This window comes from Nocardia farcinica (assembly GCF_001182745.1).
In the GTDB taxonomy this organism is placed as follows: domain Bacteria; phylum Actinomycetota; class Actinomycetes; order Mycobacteriales; family Mycobacteriaceae; genus Nocardia; species Nocardia farcinica.
Map to the genome: position 1 here is coordinate 2,170,709 of NZ_LN868938.1, position 13,361 is coordinate 2,184,069.

Consider the following 13,361-nt stretch of genomic DNA (forward strand, 5'->3'; position numbering starts at 1 on the left):
GTCATGCCGGGACGACTCCGTCCGAGGCGGCGGAGGGCGTCACCATCGTGCCGATCCCCTCCCCGGTGAACAGTTCCAGCAGGACCGCGTGCGGCACCCGTCCGTCGATGACATGCGCGGTCGGCACGCCGCCGCGCACCGCGCGCAGGCACGCCTCCATCTTCGGCACCATGCCCGCGTCCAGCCGCGGCAGCAACTCGGCCAGCGCGCCCGCGTCGATGCTGCTGGTCAGCGAGGAACGGTCGGGCCAGTTCGTGTAGAGGCCCTCGACGTCGGTGAGCACCACCAGCTTCTCGGCGCCGATGCCCTCGGCGAGTGCGGCGGCGGCGGTGTCGGCGTTGATGTTGTGCACCACGCCGTCGGCGTCGGGGGCGATGGTGGAGACCACCGGGATGCGGCCCGCGCCGATCAGGTCGAGCACGGCGTCGGGGTTGACCTCGGTGACGTCGCCGACCAGGCCGATGTCGGTGGGCTCGCCGTCGACGACCACGGTGCGGCGGGTCGCGGTGAACAGCCCGGCGTCCTCCCCGGAGATGCCGACGGCGTAGGGGCCGTGCGCGTTGATCAGGCCGACGAGTTCCCGGCCGACCTGACCGAACAGCACCATCCGGACCACGTCCATCACTTCGGGGGTGGTGACGCGGAAGCCGCCGCGGAATTCCCCGTGCAGGCCCAGCTTCTTCAGCATGGCGCTGATCTGCGGGCCGCCACCGTGCACCACCACCGGGTGCACGCCGACGGTGCGCAGGAAGGCCATGTCGGCGGCGAAGGCGCGCTTGAGTTCCTCGTCGATCATGGCGTTGCCGCCGTATTTGACGACGACGATCTTGTCGCGGAACTTCTGCAACCACGGCAGCGCGTCGGCCAGGACGTGGGCCTTGTCCAGGGCGGTGAGCGAATGGATGGCGGTCATGAGCTGTAGGCCGAGTTCTCTTCGACGTAACCGTGGGACAGGTCGGTGGTGCGGATCATCGCCTCGCCGTCACCGACGTTGAGTTCGACGAGCACGTCGATGTCGGCGCCGGACAGGTCGACCTGGCGGGCGCCGGGCGCGCCGACACCGTTCACGCACACCGGATTGCCGTTGAAGGACACCGAGATCCGGTCGGGGTCGAGGGTGATCGGGGCGATGCCCACCGCCGCCAGCACCCGGCCCCAGTTCGGGTCGGAGCCGAACAGCGCGGTCTTGACCAGGCTGTCGCGGGCGATGGCGCGGGCCGCGGTCACGGCCTCGTCCTCGTTCGCCGCGCCGGTGACGGTGACCCGCACCCGCTTGGTCACGCCCTCGGCGTCGGCCATCAGCTGGGCGGCGAGGTCGTCGCAGACCGCGAACACGGCCGCCTCCAGCTCCTCCTGCGACGGGGTGACCTCGCTGGCGCCGTTGGCCAGCAGCAGCACGGTGTCGTTGGTGGAGCAGGAGCCGTCCACGTCGAGCCGGTCGAAGGTGAGGCGGGTCGCCTTGCGCAGCGCGGTGTCGAGCTGCTCGGCGGTCACGGCCGCGTCGGTGGTGAGCACGACGAGCATGGTCGCCAGCGAGGGGGCCAGCATGCCCGCGCCCTTGGCCATGCCGCCGACGTTCCACTTGTCGCGGTGGTGGAACGCCGCTTCCTTGGGCACCGTGTCGGTGGTCATGATGGCGTGCGCGGCGTCGGTGCCCCCGGAGAGGCCACCGCCCATCTCGTGCACGATCTCGGTGACGGCGGGGATGAGCTTGTCCATCGGCAGCCGGTCGCCGATCAGGCCGGTGGAGCAGACCGCGATCTCGCCCGCGCCGGTCTCGGTGCCCCAATTGCTCAGCGCGCGCGCCAGTTCCTCGGCGGTGCGGTGGGTGTCCTGGAAGCCCTCGGGGCCGGTGCAGGCGTTGGCGCCGCCGGAGTTGAGGATGACCGCGCGCAGCCGTCGCGAGGTCAGCACCTGCTGCGACCACAGCACCGGCGCGGCCTTGACCTTGTTGCGGGTGAACACGCCCGCCGCGGCGTATTCGGGGCCTTCGTTGAACACCAGGGCCAGATCCGGTTTGCCGCTGGCCTTGATGCCCGCGGCGATGCCCGCCGCCCGGAAGCCCAGCGGGGCGGTCACGCCCTGGGTGCGGACCAGCTTGCCGGTGCCGCTGTCGGTCGTCGTCACGGTGCCACTCCTACGGTGGAAAGTCCTTCGGTCTCGTCGAAGCCGACGGCCAGATTCATCGATTGCACCGCGCCGCCCGCGGTGCCCTTGGTCAGGTTGTCCATCGCGCCGATCACCACCAGCAGGCCGGCATCGGCGTCGACGGCGACCTGGAGGGTCACCGCGTTGGCGCCGAGCACCGAACCGGTCTGCGGCAGTGTGCCTTCGGGCAGCAGGTGCACGAACGGTTCGTCGGCGTAGGCCTTCTCGTAGACGGCGCGGGCCTGCGCGGCGTCGACGGTGGTGCGGGCGGTGCAGGTGGCCAGGATGCCGCGCGGCATGGGCGCCAGCACCGGCGTGAACGACACCGACACCGGGGTGCCCGCGACGGCGGAGAGATTCTGCGCGATCTCGGGGGTGTGCCGGTGCGCGCCCGCGATGCCGTAGGCGCGGGCCGAACCCATCACCTCCGAGCCGAGCAGGCCGACGTCGAGCTTGCGGCCCGCGCCGGAGGCGCCGCTGACGGCGACCACGTTGACGATCGGCTCGACGATGCCCGCCGCGACGGCCGGCGCCAGCGCCAGGCTCGACACCGTCGGATAGCAGCCGGGCACGGCGATGCGGGTCGCGCCGCGCAGGGCCTCCCGGGCGCCGGGCAGTTCGGGCAGGCCGTAGGGCCAGCTGCCCGCGTGCTCGCTGCCGTAGTACTTGGTCCAGGCGGCGGCGTCGCGCAGCCGGAAGTCGGCGCCGCAGTCGATGATCACGGTGGACTCGGGCAGTTCCGCGGCCAGCGCGGCGGATTGGCCGTGCGGCAGGCCGAGGAAGACGACGTCGTGCCCGGCCAGTTCCGCGGCGGTGGTCGGGACCAGCACGCGGTCGGCCAGCGGCAGCAGGTGCGGCTGATGGGCGCCGAGCGGGGTGCCCGCGTTCGAGCCCGCGGTGAGCGCGCCGATCTCCAGGCGCCCGGATCGGTAGCGTGGGTGACCGAGCAGCAGGCGCAGCACCTCGCCGCCCGCGTATCCGCTCGCACCGGCGACAGCTATCCGCAGAGGGGCATCCGAATCAGCCATGAAATGATTATGCACGATTGTGCAAGCTCATTCATGAGCGGGGTGTGACCTCGCGGTTTCCGGCGCGGTCCGCGGCCGGAGCAGCCGCGCGAGCAGCGGGAACAGCAGCACGGTCGTCGCGCCGGCGGCCACCATGGTGGAGGCGATGGCGACGGGGAGCAGGCCGGTGGCGGTGGCGACCTGGGTGACGGCGACGATGATCGGCAGGCCGGTGGCGGCGTAGAGCGCCAGCTGGACGCGGGCGCGACCGCTCACCAGATTCTCCCCGTGTGGCACGAAGCGTTCGCCCAGCCACACCGGCAGGCCACGCGCCAGCGCGATCGACACCACGAAGGACAGCCACAGCAGCGGCTCGCCCAGAACGGCCCCGATGTCGATGCCCATCCCGGACACCACGAAGAAGACGGGCACGAAGACGCCGAAGCCGATCGTCTCCCAGGCGCGCCCCACCTCCGTCACCCCTTCCGGGATGAGCCTGCGCAGGATCAGACCCGCGGCGAACGCGCCGAGCACCACGTCGAGCTCGAACACTTCCGCGACCGTCATGAGCACCAGCAACAACAGGAACACCACCCGGACCGGCAGCTGCACCGTGCCGCCACCGAGGCGGCGCAGCAGCCGGGTCGCGCCGGGCACGCGGTCCAGCACCCGCTGGTGCACCAGGCCGATCAGCGCGGCCGCGATCACGAACAGCACCAGCACCACGACGGCCGAACCGAGGCTGCGGCTGGTCAACAACACCGACATGGCCACGATCGGGCCGAGTTCGCCGACCGCCCCGTGGGTGAGCACCGCCCGGCCGAGCGGCAGGCCGAGCAACCCGTCCTGCTTCATGATCGGCAGCAGGGTGCCCAGGGCCGTGGAGGTCATGGCGATGGCGACGGCGATCCGCGCGGTGGTCGAGGCATGGCCGGCGAACAGCGTCACGGCGGCGAAGGCCAGCGCCAGGCAGCACAGCCACACCACCCACGCCTGCTTGCCCGGCCGTCCGCGCAACAGCGCCGGGTTCAGCTCGTATCCGGCGAGCAGGAACAGCATGCCCAGGCCGAGTTCGCTGAGCAGGCTCACCCCGCCGCCGGAGTCGGCCCAGCCGAGGGCGTGCGGGCCGACGATGATCCCGAATATCAACAGCAGCACCACATCCGGGACGTAGCCGCGCAATAGCCGGGAAATCACTGGGGCCGCCACGGCGACGGCGGCGATCCAGAACAGTGACACGATCGGGGACACGGACGACTCCGGCGCGGCGGCTGCGGTCAGGTCCATCAGCTCATCGTGACACAGCCGAGGCGGCCGGTCGGGCTGCAAAACACACACCCCCCGGACGAGTTGCCACCCAATAGCCTGGTAGCGCGGATTCGTGGCCGAAAACGTTGTCCCACAGACGTTCCGAGTGGCGTCGCGAAGTCGCGTGCTCGACCCGAAATTCCCGATCATCACGCACACCGATTCGGTTGGGCGCCGAAAAGTGGGGGGGACAGCTTATTTTTCGGCGCCCAGCGAATGTGCGCGCAACGGTCGCCAGAGAGAATCGAGCACACGCCTCGACGGCAGCGCGGGGCGCGCTTCGGATCAGCGAGTCCGAGCCGGACGTCCCGGAGATCGCGCCCTTTCACGACCCGGCACCGAGAAGCGCGGAGGGGGTCGCCGACGGTCGTCCACCCCATCCCGAACGGCTCGGCGACAGCGGGGCTCGGAAAAGGTCACGGAAGCAACTCCGATAGAACGGAAAGCCGCCCGACGCGATCCCATCGCACTCGAGATTTCTTATAAAAGCAGTCTCTACCTGCGCTGATGATCCCCGACATGAGGGCAGGCACGCCGCCCCGCGACAGTCTCAGAAATCCCATCGTTCACAGACCTCACATTTCGCGACCGCATCTCCGCCACCAATTCGTGATATGGCACACATTTTGATTAGCCGAGAGTCTCCGCGGGTCCGCAGATTTCCGCGCGTCGAGCTGGGGGAATGTACAAATACCTGGACCATCGCTCCAGACATTCCTGACGTTACCGGTACGTGATCTGCCGAGATTGATTCGTTATGGTCGGACGCGGCCCGATCGACCGGAGACGGGCTCGACACTCGAACCGCCGAACACCGGCAACCCTGTCCCGCGGTTCGAGAACCCCCGACATCCACTGGGGACAGGGACTCGGCCGCCACGGTCGAGCCGGCGGGCGCAGCAAGGAATCCACCATGTCGCAGAACCGAAAGCTCAGCACCCGCGCCGCAGGAATCGTTGCCGCGATCGGCGCCTTCGTCGCCGTTCCCTTCGCGGTCTCCTCGGCCACCGCTTCCGCCTACGGCCACGACTGGGATGCCGTCGCCCAGTGCGAGAGCGGCGGCAACTGGGGCATCAACACCGGCAACGGCTACTACGGTGGCCTGCAGTTCTCGCACAGCACCTGGGTCGCCAACGGCGGCTCCGGCTACGCCCACAACGCCAGCCGCGAGGAACAGATCCGCGTGGCGGAGAACGTGCTGGCCACCCAGGGTCCCGGCGCCTGGCCGACCTGCGGCGCCTACCTCTGATCGTCGCGCATCCGCGCACCCGGCCCTGTCACACCCCGGTGGTGTGTCAGGGCCGTCGCCGTGTCAGGACTTGCGCACCACCCGCTCCCCCTCCCCCGGCTTCCAGATGGTGATCGCCAGCTCGTCCGCGCCGACCTCCACGCAGGAAGCGCCGGTGAGATCGGCGACATAGAAGTGGTCGAACTCCTCGCCGCGGATGTCGAAACCGCTCTCGTCGAACAGGTCCTGGGCGAAGCGGGCGTGCACCTCCCGGTCCGGCAGGTCGCGCACCTGCCCGAACAGCTTGGCGTCGCCCTCGCGGACCTGCGGGTCCGCCGTCGCGGTGTGCAGGCAGAACCGCGGATCGCGGGCCAGATCCTTGAACTTGGTGGTGCCAGGCATACCGACGATGACGAGCATCCCGTCGAAGATCCGCGGCTCCACCGGGCTGATGCGCGGTGACCCGTCGGCCCGCACCGTGCCCAGCAGGCACAGGTTGCCGGTGGCCCGGTGCCTACGGGTGAACACGCTCGCGATCTTCGGTGCTTCCTCGGTGAACCTGCTCCATGTGGTCATACCGCGACGCTACGACCCAACCCTGCCATCGGGTGTCAGGTTTGCCGGATAGGGTCGGCGAGTATGCGAGCGAGTCGACTGCTGCGGTTGCTGCTGCTGTTGCAGACCCGCGGACGGGTGAGCGCGCCGGAGCTGGCGGCGGAGCTGGAGGTGTCGGTGCGCACCGTGTACCGGGACGTCGAGGCGCTCTCGGCGGCCGGGGTGCCGGTGTACAGCGAGGCGGGCCGCGGTGGAGGTGTGCGGCTGCTCGACGGCTTCCGCACCCGGCTCACCGGGCTCACCTCCGCCGAGGCCGACGCCGTCCTGCTGGCCGGGCTGCCCGCGGCGGCCGCCGACCTCGGACTGGGCGCGGTGCTGGCCACCGCCCAGCTCAAGATGCTGGCCGCCCTGCCGCCGGAACTGCGCGGCCGCGCCACCCGCATCGCCGAACGCGTGCACGTCGACGCGCCCGGCTGGTTCCACCGCCCCGACGAGACACCGACCCTGGCCACCGTCGCCGACGCGCTGTGGCACGACCGCAGGCTCGACGTCCGCTACGGCCGCCCGGACCGGGAGGTCCGCCGCCTGCTCGACCCGCTGGGCCTGGTGCTCAAGGCCGGCACCTGGTACCTGGTCGCCCGGCACGAGCACGACATCCGCTCCTACCGGGTCGGGCGCATCCGTGCCGCGGAACCGACCGGAGAGACATTCACCAGGCCCGCCGGGTTCGAGCTCGCCGACCACTGGTCCACCGCGCAGGACGAGTTCGCCCGGTCGATGCTGCGGGTGCGGGCGCGCTGCCGGATCGCCGCCGACCATCTCGGACTGCTCCGGCTGGGGTTCGACCCGGCGGCGGTGACCGAGGCATTCGCCTCCCGCGGCGAACCGGACGCCGACGGATGGGTCGAGGTCACCGTGGCCGCCGAATCCGAGACCGTGCTGGTGCACGGCATCCTGCCGCTGGCCGAGTACGCCGAAATCCTCGACCCGCCCGAGTTGCGGGCCCGGCTGGCAGCCACCACCCACGCAATGGCCGCCCGCTACGCCGGGTGACCCCACGCCGCGATCGAGGTGGGTCACCCGGCCGGGTGCGCCCGTCACCACCAGGCGGCCGCCGGATACGCGCGGGCGGTGCGACCCGACCGACCATCCACGGGACCGGTCGGTACCGCGTGCTTTCCCAGCGGAACATGGTTCGGACCGGGCGATCCTCAACACCGCCAATCGAGGATCGGGGCCAGGGCTCGCCATTGCAGGGAGGACGGTAGGGCGCGCAGGGCGGTGTCGCGGGCGGCGACCAGAGGGCGGGCGGAGAGTTGGCCGGCGGTGCCGACGCGATCGGAGAGGGCGGCGATCCTGCGGGTGCGGGGGCGGCGGGCGCGGTCGTAGGCCGTCAGGTCGTCGGCGGTGGTCGCCAGGGTGACGGCGTCTTCGAGGGCTTGGCAGGCGCCCTGACCGAGGTCGGGGGTCATGGCGTGCGCGGCGTCGCCGAGCAGGGCGACGCGGCCGGAGACGAAGATGGGCAGGTCGGGCAGCCGGTAGATGTCGTGGCGTAGCACGGCGGCCGGGTCGGTGGCGGCGAGCAGGGCGGGGATGGGGTCGTGCCAGTGGCCGAAGCGACGGCGCAACTCGGCGAGCCCGGCGTCGGGTGCGCCCGCGGGGACGGTGGCGGCGGCGAAGCAGTAGACGCGGTCGTCGGCGAGGACGGCGTAGCCGAAACGCTCGCCGCGGCCCCAGCTTTCGCCGAGATCGGTGGTCGGCGCGCTGGGGGTGAGGATCATCCGCCAGGCGGTGTAGCCCGCGTAGACCGGGGCGATCTCGCCCGCGACGGCGCGGCGCACCACGCTGTTGATGCCGTCGGCGCCGACGACCACATCGCCCCAGGACTCCCCCGCCGAGTGCACGACGGTGCCGTCGGGACGCGCCTCGGTCACCGTGACGCCGGTGCGGATCGCCTCGTCCGGCACCGCGGCGCGCAGGATGTCGAGCAGGTCGGCCCGGTGCAGGATCACCGGCAACCCGTATCGGGCCCGCAGGGCGGCAACGTCGAATCGCGACAACCAGCGGCCGCGGCTGTCCCGGATGCCCGCCGACACGTCCTCGCGCGCGCGGGCGCGCACCTCGTCGCCGATGCCGAGCGCATCGAGTGCGCGCAAGGCGTTGGACCACAACGATATTCCGGCACCGAGGGCGGTCAGGCGCGGCGCGCGCTCGAGGATTTCCACCTCCCATCCCTGCCGAGCGAACGCGATCCCGGTCGCCAAGCCGCCGATTCCGGCCCCGACGACAACCACTTTTCGCATCCGCTGCTCCGTTCACTCGAGGTTCCCCCGCGACGCTACTACTGCTGTAGTTTTCAAACAACAGTTGTAGTGCCAGTCACTACCGACGTAGTATCGCGCCGTGCCCACCCGACGCGAACTGCTCCTCGACGCCGCCATCGACTTGCTGGGCACCCGCGGCGCCCGGGCATTGACGCACCGCGCGGTGGACGACGCGGCCGGGATGCCCGCCGGGTCGGCGTCGAACTACTTCCGCACCCGGGACGCGCTGCTCGCCGCGCTCGCCGAGCGCCTGGAGGAACGCGACCACGCCGACTGGACGGCACTGAGCCGGATGCCGGCGCCCACCACCGTCGAGCAGTTGGTGAGTGCCGCTGCCACGTTCGTCGGGCACGCGGTCACCACCGATCGCGCCCGGACCATGGCGCGCTACGCGCTGTTCCTCGAGGCACAGGCCGACGGGCCGCGAGACGCCGTGCGACGGGGGCGCGGGCGGCTGACCGAATGGGCGGCCGAACAACTGCGCGGGGTCGGTGCCGACGATGCGGTCGCGCCGATCCTCGTCGACTATCTGGACGGGCTGATCCTGCACGGGATCGTCGCGCCGGATTTCGATCCGCGGCCGGGGCTGGAGCGGATGGTCGCCGCGTTGTTGGACTGACCGCCACAGCGGCGCTGCCGGGCGACGCTCGACCGTTCGCGTCGCCCGGATCCCCGCGCGTTCAGAAAAAGGTGTGCACCAGGTCCACCACGACCGGTGTCGCCACGGCGCTGTCGTCGAGCACGGGAATCAGCCGCCATTTGTCGAACGCGGTGCAGGGATGGGAAAGGCCGAGGCGGACGACGCTGCCGACCGCGAGGTCGGCGGCGTCGGGCAGCCGGAGGAAGGCGTGCTGGTCGTTGAGCGCGCTGACGGTCGCACCCGGAACACCCTGCGGGACAGGAAGTCCCAGGTCGTGCGGGAAGTCGCGTTTACCGCCGTCCAGCAGGGCGAGACCGGGTTCGGGACGCGAGATCACCCGGGCCCAGCCGTGCATGGCGGCGCGCAACGGGTGTGCGGTGCGAGCACCGGCGAGCGGGGAGATGCCCGCGTAGAAACCGTCGTCGTGCACGAGGTAGGCGCCCGAGCGCAGGACGACGGTGGTGGGGACGCCGTGCGCGCCGGTCTCGTCCGCCAGTCCGGCGAGGTGCTCGATGACCAGGTCCGGGTAGGCGCTGCCGCCGGCGGTGACCAGGGCGGGACCGGTGTAGGCGTCGGCGGCGGCGAGTTCGCGGTGCAGGCGGGCCAGTTCGCCGAGATAGTGGCGGACGGCGGCGACGGCATCGGGCTCGCGGGTGTTCGCCAGCGCCGCCTCGTATCCCCCGACTCCGGCCAGCCGCAGGCGCGGTTCGCGCCGCACCGCCTCGGCGACCACGTGGGCGTCCTCGACGCGGCGCAGGCCGGTGCGCCCGCCGGGCCCGCCGAGTTCGACGACGACGTCGACCCGCACGCCCGCCGGCGCGTCCGCGAGGTGCTCGGCCATCAGCGCCACGCTCGCCGGCGAGTCCACCCAGCAGCAGAACTCGAACTCCGGGTCGCGGGCCAGCTCGGCGCCCAGCCAGCGCAGCGCGACCGGGTCGAGGACCGCGTTGGCCAGCACGATCCGGCGCACCCCGAACGCCCGCGCCAGCTGGGCCTGCCACGCGGTCGCGAGCGTGATCGCCCAGCATCCCGCCGCCAGCTGCTGCGCCCAGAGCTGTGGCGCCATCGTCGTCTTGCCGTGCGGGGCCAGGCGGACCCCGGCCGACCGCGCCCACTCCCCCAGCAACGCCTGGTTGGCCGCCATCGCCGACCGGTCGAGCGTCAGCAGCGGAGTCGACAGCTCTGTCAGTGCCGGTGCCGCGGCGAGGAATTCGCGCACCGTCGCGCCCCAAGCGGCCGACGGGATGCTCTTGTGCTCCGGGCCGAGGACCGCGTCGGCCAGCGCGGCGACCGCGCGGGTGTCGATACCGGTCATCCGGAGTTCCGCAGGGCGGTAGCCAGGCCGTTCATGGTGAGCAGGATGCCGCGTTTGACCAGCTCGGAGTCGTCGCCGGACCGCAACCTGCGCAGCAGCTCCACCTGCATCTGATTGAGCGGCTCCAGGTACGGGAAGCGGTTGTGGATGGACTCGGCCAGCGACCGGTTGTCGGCGAGCAACTGGTCGTGACCGGTGATGGCGGCGTGCATGCGCAGGGTGCGGGCGTGCTCCTCGCGGATCATGCCGAAGATCTGGTCGCGCAGTGCCGCGTCGTCGACGAGTTCGGCATAGCGGGCAGCGATGTCGAGATCGCTCTTGGCCATCACCTGGGCGAGGTTCGACAGCACGGTCCGGAAGAACGGCCACCGGCGGTACAGGTCGGTGAGCCGGGCCAGCCGCCCCGGATCGCCGCCGACCCACTCCTCGAGCGCGGCGCCGGTGCCGTACCAGCCGGGCAGCATGACGCGGGCCTGGCTCCAGGCCATCACCCACGGGATCGCGCGCAGATCCGACACCGAGTTGGTGGGTTTGCGGGAGGCGGGCCTGCTGCCGATGTTGAGATCACCCACCTCCGCGACCGGGGTGGACTGCCGGAAGTACTCGACGAAACCGGGCGTCTCGTGCACCAGCCGCGCGTAGGCGGCCCTGGCCAGCGCGGCGAGTTCGTCCATCAGCTCGTAGGCCGGTTCCGCGTCGGTGCCGAGCCCCTCCACGTCCAACAGGGTGGATTCCAGCGTGCCCGCGATGAGCGATTCCAGATTGCGGTGCGCCGCACCGGGTTCGGCGTACTTGGCGGCGATCACCTCGCCCTGCTCGGTCAACCGCAGCGCACCGCGCACCGCGCCCGCGGGCTGGGCCAGGATCGCGTCGTAGCTGCGGCCGCCGCCGCGACCGACGGTGCCGCCGCGGCCGTGGAACAGGCGCAACCGGATGCCGGTCTTGCGGGCGACCTCCACCAGATCCAGCTCGGCGCGGTAGAGCGCCCAGTTGGCGGCCAGGTAGCCGCCGTCCTTGTTGGAATCGGAGTAGCCGAGCATGACCTCCTGGCGCATTCCGGCGGCCGCCACCAGCTCCCGGTACACCGGCACCTCCAGCGCCGCGGCCAGCGTGGCCGCGCCCGCGCCGAGATCCTCGATGGTCTCGAACAGGGGCACGATGTTCACGGTGCAGGACGGGCTGCCCTCGGGCGCGCCGGGATCCAGCAGGCCGCCCTCCTTCAACAGCAGCGCGGCCTCGAGCATGTCGCTCACCGACGTGCACATGCTGATGATGTAGTTCGGCACCGCCTCCGGCCCGAAGGTGTCCACCACCTGCTTGGCGGCGCGGACGATGCCGACCTCCTTGGCGGCCTGCTCGCTCAGGCGCGCGTGCGGGCCGAGCAGCGGTCGGCGCGTGCGCAATTCGGCGGCCAGCAGCTCCACCCGCGCGTCCTCGGGCAGGTCGCCGTAGGCCGGATGCACCCCGGCCCACGCCAGCAGTTCGGCGACGACCTGCTCGTGCACCTCGGAGTTCTGTCGCATGTCCAGGCCCTGCAGGTGGAAGCCGAAGGTCTCCACCGCATGCCGCAGGGCGGCCAGCCGGTCGTCGGCGAGCAGGCCGTCGCCGGAGGCGCGCAGCGAAGCGTCGATCGCGTCGAGATCGTCGAGGAACTCGCGCGGGCCTGCGTAGGGCTGCGCGTCCGGTTCCGCCACCGCCTCGGGCACGGGCGCGTCGAGGACGCGGTCGGCGGTGGCGGAGAGCCGCACCCGGATGTGGTGCAGGGCCCGGCGATACGGTTCGTCGCCGTGCGTCGCCGGATCCGGGTAGCCCGCCGCGGCCAGCTCGGCCACCCGCGGCGTCACCGGCACCAGTCGCGCCGACAGCGACAGCGTCTTCGCCAGCTCGACCAGCTCAGCCAGGTAACGGCGCAGCGCCACACCCGCCGCCTGGGTGGCCGCGTGCCGCACCACCTCGGCGGTGACGTACGGATTGCCGTCCCGGTCGCCGCCGATCCAGGAGCCGGGACGCAGGATCGGGCGGGCCAGCAGGTCGGCACCCGGCCAGCGCGCGCGCAGCGCGGCGCGCACCTCGGCGTTGATCGCCGGGATCACGTCGAACAGGGTCAGCTCGTAGTAGCGCAGCCCCACCGCGATCTCGTCCTGGATGCGCAAGCGCGCCAACCGGATCAGCGCCGTCCGCCACAGCGAGAGCACCTGGCGGCGGATGCGCAACTCCAACGCGGCGCGCTCGGCCGGGTCGGTGGCGCGCTGGCGGGCGCGCATCAACTCGGTGATCCGGGTCTGCGCGTCGAACACGGTGCGCCGCCTGGTCTCGGTGGGGTGCGCGGTGATCACCGGCGAGACCAGCGCGTCCGAGAGCAGGTCCGCCACCGCGGCGGCGTCGAGCGCCGCGGCGTCGAGTTTGCGGTAGGTCGCGGCCAGCGACGAGTCCTGCGGCGGCTCCCCGGCGGCGACGTGCACGGCGCGGCGGCGGTCGCGCTGGATGTCCTCGGCCAGGTTCGCCAGCAGCACGAAGTAGCTGAAGGCCCGGATCAGCGGCAGCGCCACGGCGATGTCGACTCCGCGCAGCATCTCGGCCACCGCACTGCGCCCGACCTCCTCGCGCCGCACCCGGAACGCCTCGATGCGGACCCGCTCGATCAGGTCGAACACCTCGGGGCCCTCGTGGTCGCGGATGGTGTCGCCGAGCACGCCGCCGAGGAAGCGGATGTCGTCGCGCAGCGGCCGGGTCGCATCCTGTTCGGTCTCGATCCGCGGTTCGGTCATGGGATCGACCCTACTGCGACGCACCGGCCCGGCGCGGTCGCGCCGGCCGGGATCACACCGGTGTCGGC

10 protein-coding genes and 1 pseudogene are annotated in these 13,361 nt (G+C 71.7%); 3 read left to right on the plus strand and 8 right to left on the minus strand.

Features of this window, described 5'->3' with window-relative positions; genetic code table 11:
* Position 1: 1 nt before the first annotated feature.
* The 4 genes from argB to AMO33_RS10615 are packed head-to-tail and all read right to left on the minus strand — an operon-like array spanning position 2 to position 4,442.
* On the minus strand, positions 2 to 913 hold the full coding sequence (gene argB, locus AMO33_RS10600; RefSeq protein WP_011208469.1) for an acetylglutamate kinase: 912 nt from the start codon (positions 911 to 913) through the stop codon (positions 2 to 4).
* Entirely contained in the window at positions 910 to 2,127 is a 1,218-nt protein-coding gene (gene argJ / locus AMO33_RS10605) for a bifunctional glutamate N-acetyltransferase/amino-acid acetyltransferase ArgJ (RefSeq protein ID WP_011208468.1), read from the minus strand. The genes argB and argJ overlap by 4 nt, the downstream gene beginning before the upstream one ends.
* On the minus strand, positions 2,124 to 3,176 hold the full coding sequence (gene argC, locus AMO33_RS10610) for an N-acetyl-gamma-glutamyl-phosphate reductase (protein ID WP_060592351.1): 1,053 nt from the start codon (positions 3,174 to 3,176) through the stop codon (positions 2,124 to 2,126). The genes argJ and argC overlap by 4 nt, the downstream gene beginning before the upstream one ends.
* 27 nt (positions 3,177 to 3,203) lie before the next feature.
* Entirely contained in the window at positions 3,204 to 4,442 is a 1,239-nt protein-coding gene (locus AMO33_RS10615; protein WP_060592353.1) for a cation:proton antiporter, read from the minus strand.
* A 934-nt stretch (positions 4,443 to 5,376) separates the two neighbouring features.
* On the opposite strand from AMO33_RS10615, the pseudogene AMO33_RS10620 reads away from it, so the two are divergent.
* Positions 5,377 to 5,709: pseudogene (locus AMO33_RS10620) on the plus strand (transglycosylase family protein); the annotation flags it as partial.
* A 66-nt stretch (positions 5,710 to 5,775) separates the two neighbouring features.
* Here AMO33_RS10620 and AMO33_RS10625 read toward each other — a convergent pair.
* Entirely contained in the window at positions 5,776 to 6,267 is a 492-nt protein-coding gene (locus AMO33_RS10625) for a pyridoxamine 5'-phosphate oxidase family protein (RefSeq protein WP_011208464.1), read from the minus strand.
* 63 nt (positions 6,268 to 6,330) lie between these two features.
* On the opposite strand from AMO33_RS10625, the gene AMO33_RS10630 reads away from it, so the two are divergent.
* A complete protein-coding gene (locus AMO33_RS10630) occupies positions 6,331 to 7,299 on the plus strand; it encodes a helix-turn-helix transcriptional regulator (protein ID WP_060592356.1) in 969 nt (322 codons plus the stop codon).
* Positions 7,300 to 7,457: 158 nt separating this feature from the next.
* Here AMO33_RS10630 and AMO33_RS10635 read toward each other — a convergent pair whose 3' ends face one another.
* A complete protein-coding gene (locus AMO33_RS10635) occupies positions 7,458 to 8,549 on the minus strand; it encodes an FAD-dependent monooxygenase (protein ID WP_060592358.1) in 1,092 nt (363 codons plus the stop codon).
* Between the two features lie 100 nt (positions 8,550 to 8,649).
* Between AMO33_RS10635 and AMO33_RS10640 the strand changes: the two genes are divergently transcribed.
* Positions 8,650 to 9,189: a TetR/AcrR family transcriptional regulator gene (locus tag AMO33_RS10640; RefSeq protein WP_060592360.1), complete on the plus strand. Its 540-nt coding sequence runs from the start codon at positions 8,650 to 8,652 to the stop codon at positions 9,187 to 9,189.
* Positions 9,190 to 9,250: 61 nt separating this feature from the next.
* On the opposite strand, the gene AMO33_RS10645 is transcribed toward AMO33_RS10640, so the two are convergent.
* Positions 9,251 to 10,525: an alanine racemase gene (locus AMO33_RS10645; protein WP_060592362.1), complete on the minus strand. Its 1,275-nt coding sequence runs from the start codon at positions 10,523 to 10,525 to the stop codon at positions 9,251 to 9,253.
* Positions 10,522 to 13,293, minus strand: a complete 2,772-nt coding sequence (ppc, locus tag AMO33_RS10650) for a phosphoenolpyruvate carboxylase (protein ID WP_060592364.1) — start codon at positions 13,291 to 13,293, stop codon at positions 10,522 to 10,524. The genes AMO33_RS10645 and ppc overlap by 4 nt, the downstream gene beginning before the upstream one ends.
* Positions 13,294 to 13,361 lie beyond the last annotated feature (68 nt).